Genomic DNA, 19,241 nt, shown 5'->3' with positions numbered 1-19,241 from the left:
AATCACCGTCATGAGGATATCTACAAACTCCTCCTCAAGATGCTCAGAGAGAATCCTCTCTGCTAGTCATGACCCTACATTATTTATCTATTTGCAAGAGATCGTAAAATTTGCCGTAACGCCCTTGGAACATTTTCCGTTGGGAACGCTTCGCATTTCACCGCATACGACCTCGCGGTGTGCCTTTTTCAAGGGCAAAACGCTCTAAAAACTCAGGGCTTCCGGCAGGACGCAGAAACTGCCGGGCTGTCCCGGTTCCAGCCTTCCCGTACAGGGCAGGCGCAAGGCTTCCGCCGCGTTGACCGTCAGGAGGCGCAACAGGGCTTCGGGCGGCGCGTCGCAGGTCTCGCGCAGGAAGACCGCTTCCTTGCGCACATCGAGATCCGTATTGGAGCTCAGCCCGTCTGTCCCCAGACAGCAGAGGACGTTGTTTTCCACGGCGGAGAGGAACGGCGCTTCTCCCACGCCCAAGTGGCTGTTGGAGCGTGGACAGAGACAGAGCGCCGCCCCGGAGGCCGCAAGCACTGTCATCTCCTGCGCATCGAGCTGGACGCCGTGTACGGCCAGCGTCCCCGCCCCCATGAGGCCGAGCTTCATGGCCAGGGCCAGCGGACGCATACCGGGAGCCTGCCAGTCGTCCGGCAGCACGATCCCCTGATACAATTCGGCCAGCGGCCCGCTCCCCGACAGCAGGAGCTCCGTCTCCTCCGGGGACTCGGCAAGATGCAGGGCAAAGACCCGCCCGTTTGCCGCACACCACTGCCGGGCATCGCGCAGCACCTCCGGCGCGGTGGAATACAAGGCATGTCCCGCAGGGACGCACCGCGCCTCCAGCGGGACGGAGATATCCGCCACCGGGCGCTCCTCATCCTGTTCCAGTGCGGCGCGACAGCGCGGCGGCCAGGGACGGACAGCATCAATGAAAGGCGCATCCATCCCGAACCATTCGCAAAAATGCGTGATGCCCAGCCCGGACCGCCGGGCCGCGTCATCCACGAGGGACAGCCCCTCCCCGGCGAAATCCCCCACATGCCCCGTACCCCGGGCAGCCATGTCCTCGCAGGCCTCGGTGATGGCTTCGGCGGACAGCGGTTCCCGCAGGTGGGCGATGAGGCTTTCCAGCCAGGCGGTGAAGCCCGCGCCCCAGCGTGTTTTCCCTGCCAGATGCGAGAGCTGTACATGGCAGTGGGCATTGACCACCGCCGGGGCCAGACAGACGTCTCCCAGATCCCGCACCTCCGCGCCGGGGGGCGGCGAGCAGCGTTTCCAGCTCACGGCCTCTTCCACGCGACCGTCCACAAGGACGAGCGCCGCATCATCCAGCTTGCGCAGGGGCGCAAAGAGCTGTTCACCTCGCGCGGGAGCCTCCCCCGCCATGCTCACGAGTGTCCGTGCACGAATAACAAGGCGGTCGGACATGCAACCTCCTCATGCAGGGCGACAAAACGTCTGCCGCACACGCCGCGGATGGCTCAGCAAGCTCCGGGGCATTGTCGGCATCCGCCCTATCTGTCCCGCCGGGCAAACTGCCCGCCGGACACGTAAAAGGTGTTCTCCACGATGAAGAGCGCGCCGGGGTCGATGGTGTACACCAGATTTTCCAGCCGCTTGAGCACCACATTGTTGGTCACGGTCAACAGGATCTCCTTGTCCGCGCCGGAATACGCCCCCTTGCCGCGCATGAGGGTCACGCCGAAACGCTCGGTCACCAGGATGGCTTCGCTGATCTCCTCGCCGCGCTCGGAGATGACGAGCACCAGCTTGCGCCGGTTGAACATGCCGAGCACATATTCCAGCGTATTGGCCGAGATGAACATCATCAGCACGGAGGCCACGATGAGGTCCAGATTCAGACTGAAGCCCGCCAGCAGGTAGACCACGGCATTGACGCCGAAGGAGAACTGTCCGATGGGCACGTTCCAGCGCTGTTTGAGGGCCACGGCGATGATGTCCGTACCGCCGCTGCTGCCCAGAGTGCGCAGCATGATGCCCATGCCCGCGCCGTGCAGCACGCCGGCGATGACCGCCGCGTACACCTCGGTCTGCAGCGGGATCTGCACGTTGAGGAACATGCCGAAGACCGTGGTGCAGATGGTGCCGTACGCCGTGTAGAGCAAAAAGCGCCGTCCCACGAAGAACCAGCCCCAGACCCAGATGGGCACGGACAAGAGCAGATACCAGAGCAGCAGATCCAGCGCGCCCGTCCAGTGCCAGACCAGATAGGCCATGCCGAGGATGCCCCCGGCCACGAAATTGTGCGGCGTGGCCACGGACTGGATGCAGATGGTGACCAGCAGCGCGCCGACCGTGAGCCAGAGCAGGTTCCACCAGACGGATTCGGCCAGTTTGCGATTATATGTCTGTACAAGTTTCATGATGTCTCCGAGATCGCGGGAAAGCCCTCCGGCGGCAGGCCGAAGGGAAACGTCCCCCGCATGGCGTGAACACGCAGCTTGACCCTAGTCAAAGGCCGGGGCAGCGTCAACCGGGCATTTTCTCCTTTACAAAGCGGACGCGCCGGTCTAGCGTTGCCGTATGAGCCGCGCAACCGTCCCTTTTTCGACGATTTTCCTGTGTTCGTACCCTGACGGAACGCATCTTTTTTATTTGTCCCATCCCCGCGCGAGCGGGGCTTTTTTTGACTTCAGCCCCACACTGCCATGAACGACAATCGCTATCAGTGGACGCACAAGGACCTGCTGGACATTTCCCAGCTCAGCCGGGAGGATGTTCTCCACATCCTCGATGTGGCCGCCAGCTTCCAGGAGATCAACCAGCGTCCCGTCAAGAAGGTGCCCACGCTCAAGGGCAAGACCGTCATCCTCTTCTTTGTGGAGAACAGCACCCGCACCAAGACCTCCTTTGACGTGGCGGGCAAACGCCTCTCCGCCGACACCTACTCGCTCGCCAAGTCCGGTTCCAGCCTCAACAAGGGCGAAAGCCTCAAGGATACGGCCCTCACCCTGCAGGCCATGAGCCCGGACGTCATCGTCATCCGCCACCCCAGCAGCGGCGCGGCCCGCTTCCTTGCCGAACGCCTGCCCTGCGGCATCGTCAACGGTGGCGACGGCTGGCACGCCCACCCCACGCAGGCCCTGCTGGACAGCCTGACCCTGAGCCGCCACTGGGGCACGGATTTCAACGGGCGCGTGGTGACCATCCTCGGAGACATCGCCCACAGCCGCGTGGCCCGCTCCAATGTGCACCTGCTCACCCTGCTGGGCGCTCGCGTCCGTCTTTGCGCCCCGCGCACCCTGCTGCCGGCGGGCGTCCACAACTGGCCGGCGGAGGTCGTTGCCGACCCGGATGCCGCCGTGCGCGATTCCGACGCCGTCATGTGCCTGCGCCTGCAGCTCGAGCGGCAGCAGGCCGGTCTGCTGCCGGACCTCACGGAATATTCCCGCCGCTACTGCCTGACGCCCGCCCGGCTGGACAAGGCCAGGCCGGATGCGCTGGTGCTCCATCCCGGCCCCATGAACCGCGGGCTGGAGATCGCTGACGCCGTGGCGGACGGTCCGCACAGCCGCGTGCTGGATCAGGTGTCCTCCGGCGTGGCCACCCGCATGGCCGTCCTCTATCTTCTGGCCACCCGCAACGAAGGGGCCGCCGCCCCGCAGCATGGAGACTAATCATGACCCTCTGCATCAAAAATGCCCGTCATCTTGACGCCCCGGTGGACCTGCTCGTCCGGGACGGCCGCGTGCTCACCATGACCCCGGCCGGACACCAGCCCCTGCCGGAAGGTTGTGAGGTCTTCGAGGCCGACGGTCTGCTGCTCATGCCGAGTTTCATCGACGTGCACGCCCATTTCCGGGACCCCGGTTACGAATACAAGGAAGACGTGGTCACCGGCCTTGCCGCCGCCGCTCACGGCGGCTTCGGCGCGGTCATGTGCATGGCCAATACCCGTCCCGTCAACGACACGGCCGCCGTTACCCGCTACATGCTGGAAAAGGCCCGCACCGCCTGGCCCCACGGGCCGCGCCTCTATCCCGTGGCCGCCGCCACCGTGGGGCTTGCCGGGCAGGAGCTGGCTCCGCTCGGAGAACTGAAGGACGCCGGCTGCGTGGCCGTCTCCAATGACGGTTGTCCGGTGAGCAGCGCCGAGATGATGCGCCGCGTCATGGAATACGCCGCCGATCTCGGCATGGTGGTCATGGACCATTGCGAAGACCCGGATCTGGCCCGGGGCTGGGTCATGAACGAAGGCGAACTCAGCGGCGAGCTCGGCGTCAAGGGACAGCCCGCCGCCGGTGAGGCCGTACAAGTGGCCCGTGATGCCATGCTGTCGGAATATCTGGATATCCCCATCCACATCTCTCATGTCTCCTCGGCGCTTTCCGTGGACGTGCTCCGCTGGGCCAGAGCGCGTGGCGTCAAGGTGACGGCCGAGACCTGCCCGCATTATCTCATGCTCGATGAAAGCGCCCTGCGCGGCTACAACGCCAATGCCAAGGTCAGCCCGCCGCTGCGCCGTCCCGAGGACCGGGAGGCCCTGCGCCAGGCCGTACGAGACGGCATCCTCGGCGTGCTCAGCACCGACCACGCCCCTCATGCCCTGCATGAAAAGGAACGCACGCTCGACGAGGCCCCCAAGGGCTTCACCGGCCTCGATCTTGCCCTGCCGCTGACCTGGCGGCTGGTGCGCGAGGGCATCTGGGACGAGGCCCTCCTGCATCAGCGCTGGTGCTACGGCCCGGCCGAAATTTTCGGCCTGCCCTGCAACCGCTTCGAGCCCGGCGATCCGGCGGACTTCTTCCTCTTCGATCCCGAAACGGAATGGACGGTCAGCCCGGAGACCCTGTACTCCAAGAGCGCCAATACGCCCTTCCTCGGAGAGACGATGCGGGGCCGCGTGCGGCACCACTGGTGCGACGGCGTACAGTTGTTTTAGAGCAATCCCACATTGAAAATGTGGATCGCTCTGGTAGTCGCGAGAGCGACTACCCGCAACCGAACACACGGAAAAACCACGCTTTTTCCGTAGTGTGAGGGCAGCGTCAGCATGGAAATTGGACACGATTTCAATGCGAATCCGCTCTAGGGGACTGTTGACGCTCTTCGCTGTTTGTTTGGGGGGAAGGGGAACCCCTCCGCCAAGCCCCCACCCTTCCCAAGCGCGCTTTTATCGGGGAGGACAGCCGCGCGGCCGGAACAGGACTCGGAAGGCCGTACAGAATTTTCGCCGCACAGGCGGCACAACACATAAAGGAGGCCATATGCCCAAACATCTGAAGGACCCCGATCTGTTGCGCCACCAGGCCTACATCAACGGCCAGTGGCAGGATGCCGAAAACGGCGCCACGCTGCCGGTCATCAATCCCGCCACGGGTGAAGATCTGGGCAGCGTGCCGCGCTGTACGGCCAACGACGCCCGCGCCGCCATCGCCGCGGCGGAAGCCGCCTTCGCCGTCTGGCGCAAGGTCCCCCTGCAGGAGCGCGGGGCAAAGCTGCGCCGCTGGGGCGAACTCATCGAGGAACATATCGACGACCTCTGCCGCATCCTGACGCTGGAACAGGGCAAGCCGCTGGCAGAAGCCCGTGGGGAGATCCTGCAGGGCGCCAGCTATTTCCCGTGGTTCGCGGAGGAGATCCGCCGCGCTTACGGCGACGTCGTCCCCGCGCCGCGCGCCGGTGTGCGTCCGCTGACGCAAAAGCAGCCCATCGGCGTGGTGGGCGTCATCACCCCCTGGAACTTCCCCTCCTCCATGCTGCCCCGCAAGGCTGCCCCGGCCATTGCCGCCGGTTGCACACTGGTGGTCAAGCCCGCCAGCGCCACGCCCTACTGCGCGCTGGCTCTGGCCGAACTTTCCCGCCGTGCGGGCATCCCGGCCGGGGTCATCAACGTCCTCACCGGCGACTCCGGCACCATCGGCCGGGAGATCACGCAGAGCCCGGTGGTGCGCAAGCTGAGCTTCACGGGGTCCACCGAAGTGGGCAAGCAGCTCGCCGCGGACTGCGCCCCCACCCTCAAGCGCCTTTCGCTGGAACTGGGCGGCAACGCGCCCTTCATCGTCTTTGACGACGCTCAGCTGGACGCCGCCGTGGCCGGCGCTGTGGGCAGCAAGTTCCGCAATGCGGGCCAGACCTGCATCTGCGCCAATCGCTTTCTGGTGCAACGCGGCATCCATGACGCCTTCGTGCGGGGCCTCAAGGAAAAGGTGGACGCCTTCCGCGTGGGGAACGGTCTGGACGCGGGCGTGACCATCGGTCCCCTGATCAATGAGGAAGCCGTCCGCCGCGTGGACGGACTGGTACAGGACGCCCTGAGCAAGGGGGCCACCCTGCTGGCCGGCGGCAAGCCGCACAGCATGGGCCCGCGCTTCTACGAGCCGACCCTGCTCACCGGTCTGACCCGTGAGATGCGCATCTTCCGGGAAGAGATCTTCGGCCCCGTGGCCGCCATCATGCCCTTCGACACCGAAGAGGAAGCGGTCTCTCTGGCCAACGATACCTGCTTCGGTCTGGCCTCCTACCTCTTCTCGCGCGATCTGGGGCGCATCTGGCGCGTGTCCGAGGCCCTGCAGTACGGCATGGTCGGCATCAACGACGTGACCCTTGCCGCCGCGGAAACGCCCTTCGGCGGCGTGAAATTCAGCGGCATGGGCCGCGAAGGCAGCCGCGAGGGCCTCAACGACTACATGGAGACCCACCTCTTCCTCATGGGCGGCATCGACAACTAGAGCGTTTTGCCCTTGAGGTTGGGAACGGGAAGCGTCCCAAACTGAAAATGCTCTAACGAACAGGATACTTGCGCCCGGACGGGGGAGCACCCCGCGTTCCCCGTCCGGGCGGATCTTCCGGCCAACATCCAGCCCGGCCGCCTGCCCCGGCTCCGTCGCCGCAGTGGAGCATGTTGCCTTTGAAAAAGGCAACATCCGAGGCGGCAGTACAGCGCCGCCCGGCCCAAGCCAAGCGGAATGGCCGCGTTTTTTTTCCACGCAACGACAGGTCGTATGGTTTGGAGCGGGGAGCGTTCCAAGCTGAAGATGCTCGAAAGGGATGCGCCCGCGTCCGCCGCGGGGCGTATCGTTCGTGGACAGCCACGGGCACGACGGCCGTCACTTTTCCCGCAGGGAGGTCTCATGCTTATCCGTCAGCCGGTGGTCGCCGGCCGCTTTTATCCCGATGCTCCGGAGGATCTGCGGCAGGAAGTGCGGCACTTCCTGGACGCCGGGGCACATGCCCTGCCCGCCCCTCGCCACACCGCGCCCGTCGCCCTCATGCTGCCGCACGCCGGACACGTTTTCTGCGGGCATGTCATCGGCGCAACGCTGGCGGGTATGCGGCTGCCGCGTACCCTCATCCTCCTGTGCCCCAACCATACGGGCTTGGGGCGTCCCCTGTCCGTCTGGCCGGACGGCGCCTGGCTCACGCCGCTGGGTCCGGTCACCGTGGATACCGGTCTGGCCGCCGCGCTCTGCGAGGGGCCGACCGTCTTTGAAGCCGATACCCACGCCCATCTGCGCGAACACGCGCTGGAGGTCATCCTGCCCTTCCTGCAGGCGCACCAGCCGGAACCCTTCCGCATCGTGCCGATCTGTGTGGGGATACGGCAGCGGGACGTGCTCCATCAGGCCGGGCGCGATCTGGCCCGCCTGCTTGCCGGGCGTCTGCTGCCGAACGCCTCCGGGAGTGCGGAGGGGGACATGCCGCAGGTCGCCCTTGTGGTGAGTTCGGACATGAACCACTACGAGGATCAGCACCGCACCCTGCAAAAGGACGAGATGGCCCTGCGCCATGCCCTTGCCTGCGACGCCGACGGCCTGCTGCACGTCACGCAGCGGGAGGGGATCAGCATGTGCGGCGCGGCCCCGCTGGCGCTGGCGCTCTATGCCCTGCGCCAGCTGACGGGCAAGACGCCGCCGCTGGCGGAACAGACGCTGCACGATACGTCCGGCAGCATTTCCGGCGACATGGCCCATGTGGTGGGCTATGCCGGGCTGCGTTTCTTCCTGCCCTGAAAAAAAGACGGGGGAAACGTCTACGTCTCCCCCGTCCCGATCCCTTTGCGGCGGCGTGCCTCCGCGCCGTCCGCCGAAAGGAGGCTTCCCTACAGATATGGGTCGGGCTGCGAAAGGTAGTTCTGCACAAAATCCGTCACGCCGTCCTCAAGGCTGGTCATCTTGAGGGGGCAGCCCACCTTGTCCAGCCAGTTCATGTCCGCCTGCGTGAAATTCTGATATTTGCCGTGCAGCATACGCGGCATGTCCACATAGGTGATGCGGCAGGAGCGCTGCATGGCGCTGAAGACCGCCCGGCCCAGATCGTTGAAGCTGCGGGCGCGCCCGGTGCCCACATTGTGGATGCCGTTGACGTTGCGGTTTTCCAGCAGCCAGCTCATGAGCGCCGTACAGTCCTTGACGTAGACGAAGTCCCGTTTCTGTTCGCCGTCGGATATCTCCGGGCTGGTGGAGCGGAAAAGCTCCAGATCGCCGTGCTTGGTGATCTGCTTGTACGCCTTGCAGACGACGCTGCGCATCTCGCCCTTGTGGTATTCGTTGGGGCCGTAGACATTGAAGAACTTGAGGCTCGCCACCTCCTTGTCCAGCCCGTGCCGCACCAGCCAGAGATCGAGGAGGTGCTTGGAATAGGCGTAGAGGTTGAGCGGCCGCAGTTTCGGCAGCAGGTCGGGATCGTCGCTGAAGCCCAGCGAACCGTCGCCGTAGGTGGCGGCGGAACTGGCCTGGATGAAGCGGGCCCCCTTGTCCAGCGCATAACGGCAGATGTCCCGGCTGAACTGGAAGTTGTTCTCCATGAGGAAGTCGCCGTCCGCCTCCGTGGTGTCTGAGCAGGCCCCAAGGTGGATGATGGCCTCCACCTTCCACGGCAGGGCGTCGCGCTGGAGAAGATCGCGGAAGCGCTCCCGGTGGATGTAGTCGGCGTAGGTCAGCTTGACCAGATTGCGCCATTTGTCGTCCGTGCCCAGATGATCCACCAGCACCACGTCGTCGATGCCCTGCTGATTGAGCTGCCACAGCATGGCGCTGCCGATGAAGCCCGCGCCCCCGGTAATGATGTACATGCCAAACCTCCTCATGCGCCGTGGCGCGTTCTCTTGCTGGGGGATACTAGCCGCTTGCCCTGCCCGGCGCAAGCTCCGGACGCTGGAAATCCGTCCGGCGGGCTGGACAGCGCGGAACAAGTCTGCGATTATGCGCGGGCCCGATGGCCGTCTGTGGCGCATCGGCCTCCCTCATGGTCCGGTTTCCGGCGGCAGCCGTCACCGGCCCGGGGCCTTTCGTTTCTCAGGCGCGTCCCGGCTCTGCCGCCGGGTCTGCCGCCAGCCAACAGCGCCTGCGGGCGCTCGTCTCAAGCTTGAGGATGAACATGCTCGAAATACGAGATCTGCATGTTTCGGTGCACGGCACGCCCGTCCTGCGAGGCATCGACCTGACCATCGAATCCGGCGAAACCTTTATCCTGTTCGGCCCCAACGGCTCGGGAAAGACCACTCTGCTCATGACGCTCATGGGCTTTTCCGGCTACGAAGTCACGCGGGGCAGCATCATCTTTGACGGCAAGGACATCACCCATGCGCCCATGCATGAGCGGGCGCGTCTGGGCATCGGCATGTCCTTCCAGCGGCCGCCCACCATCCACGGCCTGCCCACCCGCCGCATGGTGGAGCTTTGCGGTCGCGGACGGGACATGGACATCACGGCCATGGCCAAGCGCGTCCACTTCGATACCTTCCTCGACCGCGACGTCAACGCGGGCTTTTCCGGCGGCGAGATCAAGCGCTCCGAGCTGCTCCAGCTCATGGCCCAGCAGCCGCGCCTCCTGCTCTTCGACGAGCCGGAGTCCGGCGTGGACCTCGAGAACATGGCCCTGGTCGGCCATACCGTCCGGGAGCTGCTGGACGGCGTGCCCGCCTGCTGTAGCGCCACCCTGCGCGAGCGCAGCCGCAACCGCACCACCAGCGGGCTCATCATCACCCACACCGGCCACATCCTGGAGTACGTCAATGCCGACCGGGGGCAGGTCATGTATCACGGCAAGCTCTGCTGTGAGGCCCGGCCGCGCGTCATCCTCGACCACATCGCCAATCACGGCTATCAGGAATGCCTGCGCTGCCTGGCCGGAGACAGCTACGGCAAGATCATGGAGGCCCCGCTGGTATGAGCACAGTCGATCTTTCCCGTTTCAACTTCTCCGGCGGCGAACATGCCGCCCCCATCCAGGATCTGACCGCTCTGCCCGCACAGGACCGCGAGCGCCTCGTCCTCGCGGGCATCGACGTGCAGGACAAGCACGTCAGCGGCACCTTCATGCAGCTCAACCATGCGGACGTGCACTGCGGCACGCGCCATGAGGGCCTCGAACTCATGGACATCCGCGCCGCGCTCGCCAAGTATGACGGTCTGCCCCAGCACTACTGGCGGCTGCTCGATCCCGAGAAGGACGAATTCACCCGCCTCACCCGCGAGCACTGCAACGGCGGCTACTTCATGCGTGTGGCCAAGGGCGTCAAGCTCACCGAGCCTGTGCAGTCCTGCATGTTCATCAAGGGACACGGCGCGGGCCAGAGCATCCACAATATCGTCATCGTGGAAGAAGGCGCGGAGCTGCACGTGCTGGGCGGCTGCGCCACCGCCCATGACGCGGAGCATTCCGCACACCTCGGCATCACGGAGTATTATGTGGAGAAGGGCGGCAAGCTGACCTTCACCATGATCCACAACTGGGGCGAAAGCACCACCGTGCGGCCGCGTTCCGCCGGGCGCGTGGAAGCGGGGGGCGTTTTCCAGAACAATTACATCCTGCTCAAGCCCGTGGGGGACCTGCAGATGTATCCCGGCATCACGCTGGCCGGTGAAGGCGCGGTGGCCCGCTTCGACTCGGTCATCGTGGCCCCGGAAGGCTCCCATGTGGACAGCGGCAACCGCATCGAACTCAATGCGCCCCACACGCGCGGCGAGATCATCTCCCGCGCGGTGACCACGGGCGGCACCATCATCAACCGCGGTTTCATCGGCGCGGGAGCCACGCCCGTCAAGGGGCACCTGGAATGCAAGGGCCTCATCCTCGGCAACGGACGTATGCACGCCATCCCGGAACTGGACAGCAATCAGGACGGCGTGGAGCTCTCCCACGAGGCGGCTGTGGGCAAGATCGCCCAGGAAGAGATCGAGTATCTCATGGCGCGCGGTCTGGATGAGGACGAGGCGGCGGCCACCATCGTGCGCGGCTTCCTCAATGTGAACATCATGGGCCTGCCGGCGCCCCTCAGGAAGGCCATGGATGACCAGATCCGCCTGCTGCAGTGCGGCAACGCCATGTAGCGCGGCATTACGCGCTTGACCCGCGGCCCTGCTTGCGGCTATAGTGCGCGTCTCGGGCCTATAGCTCAGTTGGTAGAGCCTCCGGCTCATAACCGGCAGGTCCCAGGTTCGAAGCCTGGTGGGCCCACCATGCAAGGAAGCGGCAGTCGTCACCTCTGACGGCTGCCGTCTTTTTCATCCCTGTCAGGGGAGCGAGCCTCCCCGATCCGCATACAAGAAAAGGGGGGATTTTCCCCCCTTTCCGAAACCGGCGGTCCCAGACCGCGTCTCGTCATGACCGGCACGTGCTTGGGGCCGGTCACAGGCCGGGAGTCTCAATCGTCCTCCCTTTCCCCCATCCACCTTTCGAGCGCGTCAATGATCTTGCGGGCCTGATCGGCACTGGAGATGGTGAACTTGGACTGCATACGATACTCTCCGCCGACTTTCTTGTAACGGCGGATAGTGTACTTGTCCGGGCCGAAGTCGTCCACCTGCGGCCGCCACTCCTGATAGCGAAAGAGGATGGTCGTCCATGCCCCCTTGCTCAGGATCACCTTATCCAGTTCCTTGAGGACGGTCTTGCCGTCTTCTTCATACTGAACGGTCAATTCATCGATAGATTCGTTCAAAGTCATACTCCCCGTCAGGCGGCATCATCCGCGCGCAGGTTGAGGATTCAGATCCCGGCGTAATTGGCCAGGACGCCCTTGACCGTCTCCGGCAGTTCGGGACGCTCAAGCTGCATCTCGGCCGGAGTGGGACCATAGTCCTGACGCAGCTCCTTGGCCGAAGCCGTCATGGCCATGAAATTCTCAGACATGGTCAGCTCCTGCCCGTTCCCGAGCTTGCGCCCCAAAAAGCTCAGCACGACCTGATTGGCATCCATTACCGGTATGGACAGTTCAGGAATAGCCATAATCCCCTCCTTTTTTTCTCCTCTATAGCCTTTTCGCGAATGGTCTGCAAGCAAGGGAAATCCCGGGGGATCAGTGCCGCCGCTGGGCCTCCAGCAGCATGAGGGCGTACCGTTCCACCGGGGCATAGTCATCCCGCAGGGGCGGGACGCTCGGATCGGGCTCCACTTCCATACGGGCGGACAGCAGGGCCGCCATTTCGGGCGAGGGAGCGGCGTGCGCGTCCCGCCAGTCCGACGAACGCGCCTCCGGGAAAGCCAGCAGCATGAGGTTCTGCAGGATCTCCGGCCGGTAGGGATTGCCCACGCCGAACACATGCACTTCGGCAAAGGCCGTGCGCAGCGCCTTGTAGATGCTCTGGAACAGGGCCGCGTCCCTGCCCTGTGCCGCGCCGATGACGTTCATGATCAATGCCCCTCCCGGCGCCACAGCAGCCCGCATACGGGCCGCCGCTTCGCACGTTCCCATATGGAAGGGGACGGAATAACAGGAATTGAAGACATCCACAAAGACCAGATCGTACTGTTCCCGCTGCCGTTCCAGAAAGGCGCGGGCATCGGCATGGACGATGCGCAGACGCGGGTCGTCCACAGGCAGGGCGAAGTAGTCGCGGGCGACCTGCGTCATGGCCGGATCAAGTTCCACCACCGTACACTGCAGCCCGTCGCCCGTCAGACCCGACCGGCCGGACAGCAGCCACTTGGGCACGGAATAGCCGCCGCCACCCAGCATGAGGACGCGGCGCGCCCGCGGCACGACCAGCGCGCCCAACGCATAGTAGCGAGTATACGGCGCGTACAGCTCGGCCGGATCATCCCGGTACATGCCCGACTGATGGAACCCGGGGTCTGTGGCCACCAGACGCACGGGACGCACGCCGTCCTCGCCGTCCATGACGCGGATGCTGTTGTAAGGGCTTTCCACCAGCCGCCACGGGGCCTGCTGCGCCCGGCCGGTGCTCCAGAGAGCCAGCGCCGCCAGCAGGAGGAGCAGCAACAGACGCTTCCACGGGCGCGTCCAGTCCGCCAACAGGGAGAGCGCCCCCATTCCCAGCGCCACCCCCCAGAGGATCACGCTGCCCGGCCACCAGGAAATGAGGATGAAGCCCCCCAGGAAGGTCCCCGCGATGCTGCCCGCTGTGGACAGCGCATAGAGCCGCCCCACCGTCGCTCCGGCCGTTTCCAGCGTGGCCATGCGCAAGCGGATGATATAGGGGCTCACCATGCCGAGACACAGGCCGGGCAGGGCGAACACCCCCAGCGCGGCGACCACGGCGGCCCACTGGAGACTATGGATACGGCTGCCGGCGACCTCGCCCACCGTCTGATGGAAAAGGGCCGTCAGGGCGCAGCTCACGGCGCAGCAGGCCAGCAGACCGGCCAGCGTCCGCCGGGAGAGACGCCTGTCCGCCAGCCGTCCGCCCAGATAGCCCCCCACGGCCAGACAGGCCAGCACCACGCCGATGAGGCTCGTCCAGACCACGGCCGACGTGCCCACATGGGGCGCCAGCACGCGGGCGCCCACCATCTCCAGCACCATGACCAGCGCGCCGGAACAGAAAATGACGATCTCAAGCATGGCTGCCCTCCTCTTCCCGCCGCGCTCCGGCGCCTTCGCCGCCGCCCGGACGCCGACAGCCGAAAAAGTCGCGTAAGACGGCGGCGCAGTCCGCCGAACAGATGCCGCCCATATGCCATACACGATGGTTGAAGAACGGCGCGTCCAGCAGCTCCGCACAGGAGGACACCGCCCCGGCCAGATGGTCGGCCGCCCCGTAGACCACTCCGGCCAGCCGGGCATGGACCAGCGCGGCGGCGCACATGGCGCAGGGTTCCAGCGTCACCACCAGCACGCAGCCGCCCAGCCGATAGTTGCCCAGCGCGGCCCCTGCCTGCCGCAGGGCCAGCACTTCCGCATGGGCCGTGGGGTCATGCCGCCTGAGAGGCGCATTATGGACTTCGGCCAGCAGTCGCCCGTCGGGCGCGGCCAGCACCGCCCCCACGGGGACCTCTCCCGCGGCCGCCGCCGATCGCGCCTGCCGCAAGGCCCGTTCCATGAGCGACTCCCACGTCCAGCCGGACGGCGGACCGGGCCGGGGACCAAGACAGGGCATGGGCCTCGGATCGAGACCGGAGGCCCATGCCGCATCACGTTCTAGAGGATGACGATCTTGCACAGATGCTCAACGACTTCTTCCGGCGTGTCGCAGACGGTCACCAGTCTGTCCACCTCCTCGGCCTTGATGTAGCCGCCCTCGGTCATGGAGCCGCGCAACCAGTCCAGCAGGCCGCCCCAGTACTTCCCGTCATAGAGGATCATGGGGAAGGGCCGGATGCGCCCGGTCTGGGCCAGCACGAAGGCTTCGGAAAGTTCGTCGATGGTGCCCATGCCGCCGGGCATGACCACATAGGCCATGGCGTACTTCACGAACATGAGCTTGCGGATGAAGAAATAATTGAAATTGCAGCGCGTCTTCACATAGGCGTTGCAGCCCTGCTCGTGCGGCAGTTCGATATGCAGGCCCACGGATTCCCCGCCCGCCTCGCTGGCGCCCTTGTTGGCCGCCTCCATGATGCCCGGCCCGCCGCCGGTGATGATGCCGAAGCCTTTCTTGACCAGCATGGCGGCGATCTGTTCCGCATCCTTGTAGACTTGCATATCCGGCGTGGCGCGAGCCGAACCGAAGATGGAGATGCAGTTCATGGAAAGATGGTTGAGCTTGTCCAGCGCCTCCACCATCTCGGCCATGATGCGGAAGGTCCGCCAGGATTCCGACGTGACGGAGGTCATGTCGTCCAGGATATTCTGTCGCACTTCAGGCATGAGGTTCTCCTTTGTCCGGCGGTATGGACGCGCCGGGTTTGCGGACAGTATACGTCGCAAGCGCCGTTGCGTCAAAGCGGCATTTTTTGCCGAGCCTTGCGCTTGCGGCGGAAGCGGGGCATAGTAAGAAATGACTTCATGCGGCGGCGAGCCGCCGTGTCCATCCTTACCAAGGAGCTCTTCATGAAGGTACAATTTCTGGGGGCGGCGCAGACCGTCACCGGTTCCTGCTATGTCATCGAGGCTTGCGGCAAGCGCTTCTGCGTGGACTGCGGTATGCATCAGGGCAACAAGGCCATCGAGGAACGCAACCGGGACGCTTCGGTCTACCGCCCCGAAGCGCTGGACTTCATCCTCGTGACACATGCCCACATCGACCACTCGGGCCTTTTGCCGCTCATGGTCAAGGAGGGCTACGCAAAACCCATCTATTGCACCCGCGCCACCGGCGAACTGCTGGAACTCATGCTGCAGGACAGCGCCCACATCCAGGAGATGGAAGCCCAGTGGGAAGCCAAGAAATTCAGCCGTCGCGGACTCAGCAATCCGCCGGAGGCCCTCTACACCACCGAGGACGCCCTCAAGACCAACGAGCTCCTGCATACCGTGGAGTATCACAGCGAATTCGAGCCCGCCCCCGGCATCAAGGTCACCTACTATGACGCCGGGCACATCCTCGGCTCCGGCACCCTGCGCATCGAGGCCCACGAGGACGGCAAGACCACGAGTCTCATCTTCTCCGGGGATATCGGCCGCCCGCAGGCGCTCATCGTGCGTGACCCCGAAACGCCGCCCCAGGCCGACTACATCTTCATGGAATCGACCTACGGCGACCGCAACCACAAGAACGAGAGCACCAGCGATGCGGAACTGGCCGACGCCATCGCCTACAGCTACGGCAAGGGCGAAAAGGTCATCATCCCCGCCTTTGCCGTGGAACGGACGCAGGAGATCCTCTATTGCCTGCATGTGCTCCGCACCCAGGGCAAACTGCCCGACGACATGCCGGTCTTCGTGGACAGCCCGCTGGCCATCCGCGCCACCGAGGTCTTCAAACGCAACCGCGATCTTTTCGACGAGGACGCCACCCGCCTGCTGAGCAAGGGCGAGGACCCCTTCGAGCTGCCCAATCTGCGGTATACGCTCAACGTGGCGGAATCCCAGGCCATCAATGATTACAAGGGCCCGGCCGTGGTCATCTCCGCCAGCGGCATGTGCAACGCCGGACGCATCAAGCATCACCTCAAGCACAACATCTGGCGGCCGGGCGCGAGCATCGTTTTCGTGGGCTATCAGGCCGTGGGCACGCCGGGCCGCAAGATCGTGGACAAGGCCAAGACCATCACCCTCTTCGGAGAGGACATGGAAGTGGCGGCCCGCATCTACACCATCGGCGGCTTTTCCGCCCATGCCGGACAGTCCCAGCTGCTGGACTGGCTCAAGCCGCTGGCGGCGCAGGGCAGTCAGGTCGTGCTGGTGCACGGCGAAGAAAAGGCGCAGAGCATCCTTGCCGGTCTCATCAAGGATCAGTTCGGCATCACGCCGCTCATCCCCGCCTACCTCGAAGAGATGATGCTGGAAGGCAGCGAGGTGCGCCAGACCGTGCTGCACGAGGCCAAGGCCCATCCCCGGGTGGACTGGGACTTCCTCACCAGCGAGGTGGAACGCAAGTGGGGCATGTTCAAGGACCGGCTGGCCGATCTGGAACAGCGGCCGTGGGTGGAACAGACCGACCTGCAGGACGCGCTGGAAAAGATGGACTACGCCCTCACGCGCCTTATCTCGCGCATGTAGGCAAACGCCAAATGTACGCGGCCGCGCGGGAGGCGGCCCCGTTCCCCCACGGGACGGACCGCCCTCCCGTCTGCCGTTTGGACCGGTCACTAGAGCATTTTCAGTTTGAAACGCTTTGCGTTTCAAACCATACGGCCTGGCGTTTCGCGGAAAAAACGCGGTTTTTCCGCTCACTTTTGGCCGGGCGGCGCTGTGCCGCCGCCTCGCATTTCGCCTTTTTCAAAGGCAAAATGCTCTATCCATGCCGCCTCCATCGTGCGGCGCACAAACAGCATCCCCTCGGAGCAGGATCCTTCACCATGCGAATCATTGCCGGAACCCTGGGCGGACGCCGCCTGAAAACCGTGGAAGGCGAAGGCTACCGCCCGGCCATGGGCAAGACGCGCGAGGCGCTTTTTTCCATGCTGGAAGCGCGCGGCCTCGTCTGGGACGGTCTGCGCGTGCTGGACCTTTTTGCCGGCAGCGGCAGCCTGGCCTTTGAAAGCCTGAGCCGCGGCGCGCAGGAGGCCCTGCTGGTGGAGCAGTCCGCCGTCGCCGTCCGCTGCCTTGTCCGCAACATCGAAGAGCTCGGCCTTGGCGAACGCGCCCGCCTCGTGAAGGAAGATGTGCGCAAGGCCCTGTTGCGGCCGCCGCGCTTCCCCTTCGGTCTGGTGTTCCTGGACCCTCCCTACCACAAGAACCTGTGCAACATGGCGCTGACCGGCCTGATGGAACGCGGCTGGCTGACGCCCGAGGCCTTCGTTACCGCCGAAGTGGAGCTGGATGCCGAGGTCAGGACGCCTGACGGGCTGGAACTGCTGACGGAACGCCACTTCGGCCAGACCCGTATCCTCATCTGGACAAACGCATGAAGATCGCCCTCTATCCCGGAACCTTCGATCCCCTGACCAACGGTCACATGGGACTCATCCGTCGCGGCCTGGAAGTCTTTGATCAGATCATCGTCGCCGTGGCCGATAATACGCCCAAGAGACCGCTCTTTTCGCAGGAAGAGCGCGTGGAGATGGCCCGTGAGGCCCTTGCCGACGAGGAAAGGGTCCTTGTGGAGCCCTTTTCCGGCCTTACGGTGGAATACGCCTTCCGACGCGGGGCCTGCGCCATCCTGCGGGGCCTGCGGGCGGTCAGCGATTTCGAGTACGAGTTCCAGCTCGCGCTCATGAATCGCCGCCTGCAACGGCACATCCAGACGGTCTTCCTCATGACGGATTACCAGTGGCTGTTCATCAGCTCCACCATCGTCAAGGCCGCCGCCAGCCACGGGGCGGACATCCAGGGGCTCGTACCGGAAAACGTCCGCCTGCGCCTTGAGGAAAAGAGCGCCCGCGGCGAGGTGCGGCAGGGGACGCCCTGCCTTTCCGCCCCCTTTGGCGGTTTCCGCCTGCCGGACAAGGCATGAGCGCGCCCCTGCCCGTCATCTGTCTTGCCGGACCCACGGGCTGCGGCAAGACGGCGGCCGCCATCGAGCTGGCCCACGCTCTGGATGCGGAGATCGTCAACGCCGACTCCCGACAGGTCTATGCCGACTTCCCGTGCATCACCGCCCAGCCCTCGGCGGAGGAGCGCGCGGCCTGTCCGCACCATCTGTACGGCTTCCTTGCCACGGATGCCAGGATCAGCGCCGGACGCTGGGCCGAGATGGCCGCCGAGACCGTACGTCGTCTGCGCGACAGCGGCAAACGCGCCCTGCTGGTGGGCGGCACGGGGCTGTATTTCCAGACCCTGCTGCGCGGCATCGCGGACATCCCGCCCGTCGCGCCGGAGATCAGCGCCCGCTGGACGGAACGCCTTGCCGCGGAAGGGCCAGAGCGCCTGCATGAGGAGCTGGGCCGCCGTGACCCGTCTTACGCGGCCCGCATCCATCCCCATGACCGGCAACGCATCGTGCGGGCCCTCGAGGTGCTGGACGCCACGGGGAGACCATTCAGCTGGTGGCATGAACACGCCATGAGCGCCCCCCTCTGCGCCGGTCCCCTGTTCTATCTGGCTCCCACACTGGATTGGCTGGAGCCGCGCCTTGCCCGCCGCATCGACCAGATGCTGGCCGAAGGCGCACTGGAGGAGGCCCGCGCCGCCCGCCGCCGCAATGACGATCCCGCCGCCCCCGGCTGGTCCGGCATCGGCTGCGCCGAAGTGCTCGCCCATCTGCGCGGCGAGCTGTCGCTTGAGGACTGCCGCGCCCTCTGGCTGCGTCATACGCGCGCCTATGCCAAGCGTCAGCTCACCTGGTTCCGCGGACGGCGGGAGGCCGTCGCCGTGCCTCCCGGCGAGACGGCGACCCTCCTGCGCCGTGTGCGGGACGCCCTTGCCTGACGGACTTGCCGACACAGTTCCGCATGTCGTCCTCTCTCTTGCCTTGACGCCCTCGCTGCCTGCGCGTACCCTAGTCATGCGTTATGCCGTAACACGCGTGACGCAGCGGCCCCGGGCAAAGCATCCGCCCGTC

18 protein-coding genes and 1 tRNA gene are annotated in these 19,241 nt (G+C 65.1%); 11 read left to right on the top strand and 8 right to left on the bottom strand.

What is annotated here, in order from left to right; translation table 11 throughout:
* Positions 1-204 precede the first annotated feature (204 nt).
* Both Q0K00_RS02060 and Q0K00_RS02055 read right to left on the bottom strand, forming a co-directional pair.
* A complete protein-coding gene (locus tag Q0K00_RS02060; protein ID WP_297226988.1) occupies positions 205-1,419 on the bottom strand; it encodes an amidohydrolase family protein in 1,215 nt (404 codons plus the stop codon).
* Positions 1,420-1,505: 86 nt separating this feature from the next.
* Positions 1,506-2,375, bottom strand: a complete 870-nt coding sequence (locus Q0K00_RS02055) for a YitT family protein (RefSeq protein WP_297226986.1) — start codon at positions 2,373-2,375, stop codon at positions 1,506-1,508.
* A 285-nt stretch (positions 2,376-2,660) separates the two neighbouring features.
* Here Q0K00_RS02055 and Q0K00_RS02050 point away from each other — a divergent pair, with 285 nt between their 5' ends.
* The 4 genes from Q0K00_RS02050 to amrB all read left to right on the top strand — a co-directional run bounded on the left by Q0K00_RS02050 (position 2,661) and on the right by amrB (position 7,964).
* Complete coding sequence (locus Q0K00_RS02050; protein WP_297226984.1) at positions 2,661-3,629, top strand: aspartate carbamoyltransferase catalytic subunit; 969 nt, start codon at positions 2,661-2,663, stop codon at positions 3,627-3,629.
* A gap of 2 nt (positions 3,630-3,631) precedes the next feature.
* On the top strand, positions 3,632-4,894 hold the full coding sequence (locus Q0K00_RS02045) for a dihydroorotase (protein WP_297226982.1): 1,263 nt from the start codon (positions 3,632-3,634) through the stop codon (positions 4,892-4,894).
* Positions 4,895-5,219: 325 nt separating this feature from the next.
* Positions 5,220-6,683 carry an NAD-dependent succinate-semialdehyde dehydrogenase gene (locus Q0K00_RS02040; protein WP_297226980.1) on the top strand — a complete coding sequence of 488 codons (1,464 nt, stop codon included), beginning with the start codon at positions 5,220-5,222 and terminating at the stop codon, positions 6,681-6,683.
* A gap of 402 nt (positions 6,684-7,085) precedes the next feature.
* On the top strand, positions 7,086-7,964 hold the full coding sequence (amrB, locus tag Q0K00_RS02035) for an AmmeMemoRadiSam system protein B (RefSeq protein ID WP_297226978.1): 879 nt from the start codon (positions 7,086-7,088) through the stop codon (positions 7,962-7,964).
* A gap of 89 nt (positions 7,965-8,053) precedes the next feature.
* Here amrB and rfaD read toward each other — a convergent pair whose 3' ends face one another.
* Entirely contained in the window at positions 8,054-9,025 is a 972-nt protein-coding gene (rfaD, locus tag Q0K00_RS02030) for an ADP-glyceromanno-heptose 6-epimerase (RefSeq protein WP_297226976.1), read from the bottom strand.
* Between the two features lie 305 nt (positions 9,026-9,330).
* Here rfaD and Q0K00_RS02025 point away from each other — a divergent pair, with 305 nt between their 5' ends.
* From Q0K00_RS02025 to Q0K00_RS02015, 3 genes are all read left to right on the top strand, one after another.
* Positions 9,331-10,125 carry an ABC transporter ATP-binding protein gene (locus Q0K00_RS02025; protein WP_297226975.1) on the top strand — a complete coding sequence of 265 codons (795 nt, stop codon included), beginning with the start codon at positions 9,331-9,333 and terminating at the stop codon, positions 10,123-10,125.
* Positions 10,122-11,285 carry a SufD family Fe-S cluster assembly protein gene (locus Q0K00_RS02020; RefSeq protein ID WP_297226974.1) on the top strand — a complete coding sequence of 388 codons (1,164 nt, stop codon included), beginning with the start codon at positions 10,122-10,124 and terminating at the stop codon, positions 11,283-11,285. The genes Q0K00_RS02025 and Q0K00_RS02020 overlap by 4 nt, the downstream gene beginning before the upstream one ends.
* Before the next feature lie 54 nt (positions 11,286-11,339).
* Positions 11,340-11,415 (top strand) — tRNA-Ile (locus Q0K00_RS02015).
* A 184-nt stretch (positions 11,416-11,599) separates the two neighbouring features.
* Here the strand turns inward: Q0K00_RS02015 and Q0K00_RS02010 are convergent.
* The 5 genes from Q0K00_RS02010 to Q0K00_RS01990 all read right to left on the bottom strand — a co-directional run bounded on the left by Q0K00_RS02010 (position 11,600) and on the right by Q0K00_RS01990 (position 15,004).
* Entirely contained in the window at positions 11,600-11,896 is a 297-nt protein-coding gene (locus tag Q0K00_RS02010; protein ID WP_297226973.1) for a hypothetical protein, read from the bottom strand.
* Positions 11,897-11,943: 47 nt separating this feature from the next.
* The gene (locus Q0K00_RS02005; RefSeq protein ID WP_297226971.1) at positions 11,944-12,183 is read right to left on the bottom strand and encodes a hypothetical protein; all 240 of its coding nucleotides are present in this window, start codon (positions 12,181-12,183) and stop codon (positions 11,944-11,946) included.
* Between the two features lie 70 nt (positions 12,184-12,253).
* On the bottom strand, positions 12,254-13,759 hold the full coding sequence (locus Q0K00_RS02000) for a fused MFS/spermidine synthase (RefSeq protein ID WP_297226970.1): 1,506 nt from the start codon (positions 13,757-13,759) through the stop codon (positions 12,254-12,256).
* A complete protein-coding gene (gene tadA, locus Q0K00_RS01995) occupies positions 13,752-14,357 on the bottom strand; it encodes a tRNA adenosine(34) deaminase TadA (RefSeq protein ID WP_366937596.1) in 606 nt (201 codons plus the stop codon). The genes Q0K00_RS02000 and tadA overlap by 8 nt, the downstream gene beginning before the upstream one ends.
* Positions 14,336-15,004, bottom strand: a complete 669-nt coding sequence (locus tag Q0K00_RS01990; RefSeq protein ID WP_297226969.1) for a TIGR00730 family Rossman fold protein — start codon at positions 15,002-15,004, stop codon at positions 14,336-14,338. Before Q0K00_RS01990 ends, tadA begins: the two co-directional genes overlap by 22 nt.
* A 183-nt stretch (positions 15,005-15,187) precedes the next feature.
* Here Q0K00_RS01990 and Q0K00_RS01985 point away from each other — a divergent pair, with 183 nt between their 5' ends.
* From Q0K00_RS01985 to miaA, 4 genes are read left to right on the top strand one after another with little or no spacing between them, the layout of a single operon-like run.
* Positions 15,188-16,798 carry an MBL fold metallo-hydrolase gene (locus Q0K00_RS01985; RefSeq protein ID WP_297226968.1) on the top strand — a complete coding sequence of 537 codons (1,611 nt, stop codon included), beginning with the start codon at positions 15,188-15,190 and terminating at the stop codon, positions 16,796-16,798.
* Positions 16,799-16,809: 11 nt separating this feature from the next.
* Positions 16,810-17,649: a 16S rRNA (guanine(966)-N(2))-methyltransferase RsmD gene (rsmD, locus tag Q0K00_RS01980; RefSeq protein ID WP_366141122.1), complete on the top strand. Its 840-nt coding sequence runs from the start codon at positions 16,810-16,812 to the stop codon at positions 17,647-17,649.
* Positions 17,646-18,194 carry a pantetheine-phosphate adenylyltransferase gene (coaD, locus tag Q0K00_RS01975; RefSeq protein WP_297226965.1) on the top strand — a complete coding sequence of 183 codons (549 nt, stop codon included), beginning with the start codon at positions 17,646-17,648 and terminating at the stop codon, positions 18,192-18,194. Before rsmD ends, coaD begins: the two co-directional genes overlap by 4 nt.
* A complete protein-coding gene (miaA, locus tag Q0K00_RS01970; RefSeq protein ID WP_297226964.1) occupies positions 18,191-19,108 on the top strand; it encodes a tRNA (adenosine(37)-N6)-dimethylallyltransferase MiaA in 918 nt (305 codons plus the stop codon). The genes coaD and miaA overlap by 4 nt, the downstream gene beginning before the upstream one ends.
* Positions 19,109-19,241: the final 133 nt, after the last annotated feature.

Origin of the sequence: uncultured Desulfovibrio sp. (genome assembly GCF_944327235.1) — a bacterium.
Taxonomy (GTDB): Bacteria; Desulfobacterota; Desulfovibrionia; order Desulfovibrionales; family Desulfovibrionaceae; genus Desulfovibrio.
The sequence above is the reverse complement of the archived record's forward strand: the minus strand, read 5'-3'. Positions and strand labels throughout refer to the sequence as shown.

Coding starts and splice junctions, on each gene's coding strand:
- amrB (WP_297226978.1), top strand. CDS start 7,086: ATGCTTATCCGTCAGCCGGTGGTCGCCGGCCGCTTTTATCCCGATGCT.
- rfaD (WP_297226976.1), bottom strand. CDS start 9,025: ATGTACATCATTACCGGGGGCGCGGGCTTCATCGGCAGCGCCATGCTG.
- Q0K00_RS02055 (WP_297226986.1), bottom strand. CDS start 2,375: ATGAAACTTGTACAGACATATAATCGCAAACTGGCCGAATCCGTCTGG.
- coaD (WP_297226965.1), top strand. CDS start 17,646: ATGAAGATCGCCCTCTATCCCGGAACCTTCGATCCCCTGACCAACGGT.
- Q0K00_RS02040 (WP_297226980.1), top strand. CDS start 5,220: ATGCCCAAACATCTGAAGGACCCCGATCTGTTGCGCCACCAGGCCTAC.
- Q0K00_RS02050 (WP_297226984.1), top strand. CDS start 2,661: ATGAACGACAATCGCTATCAGTGGACGCACAAGGACCTGCTGGACATT.
- Q0K00_RS01990 (WP_297226969.1), bottom strand. CDS start 15,004: ATGCCTGAAGTGCGACAGAATATCCTGGACGACATGACCTCCGTCACG.
- miaA (WP_297226964.1), top strand. CDS start 18,191: ATGAGCGCGCCCCTGCCCGTCATCTGTCTTGCCGGACCCACGGGCTGC.
- Q0K00_RS02020 (WP_297226974.1), top strand. CDS start 10,122: ATGAGCACAGTCGATCTTTCCCGTTTCAACTTCTCCGGCGGCGAACAT.
- Q0K00_RS01985 (WP_297226968.1), top strand. CDS start 15,188: ATGAAGGTACAATTTCTGGGGGCGGCGCAGACCGTCACCGGTTCCTGC.
- Q0K00_RS02005 (WP_297226971.1), bottom strand. CDS start 12,183: ATGGCTATTCCTGAACTGTCCATACCGGTAATGGATGCCAATCAGGTC.
- Q0K00_RS02000 (WP_297226970.1), bottom strand. CDS start 13,759: ATGCTTGAGATCGTCATTTTCTGTTCCGGCGCGCTGGTCATGGTGCTG.
- Q0K00_RS02060 (WP_297226988.1), bottom strand. CDS start 1,419: ATGTCCGACCGCCTTGTTATTCGTGCACGGACACTCGTGAGCATGGCG.
- Q0K00_RS02025 (WP_297226975.1), top strand. CDS start 9,331: ATGCTCGAAATACGAGATCTGCATGTTTCGGTGCACGGCACGCCCGTC.
- Q0K00_RS02045 (WP_297226982.1), top strand. CDS start 3,632: ATGACCCTCTGCATCAAAAATGCCCGTCATCTTGACGCCCCGGTGGAC.
- rsmD (WP_366141122.1), top strand. CDS start 16,810: ATGTACGCGGCCGCGCGGGAGGCGGCCCCGTTCCCCCACGGGACGGAC.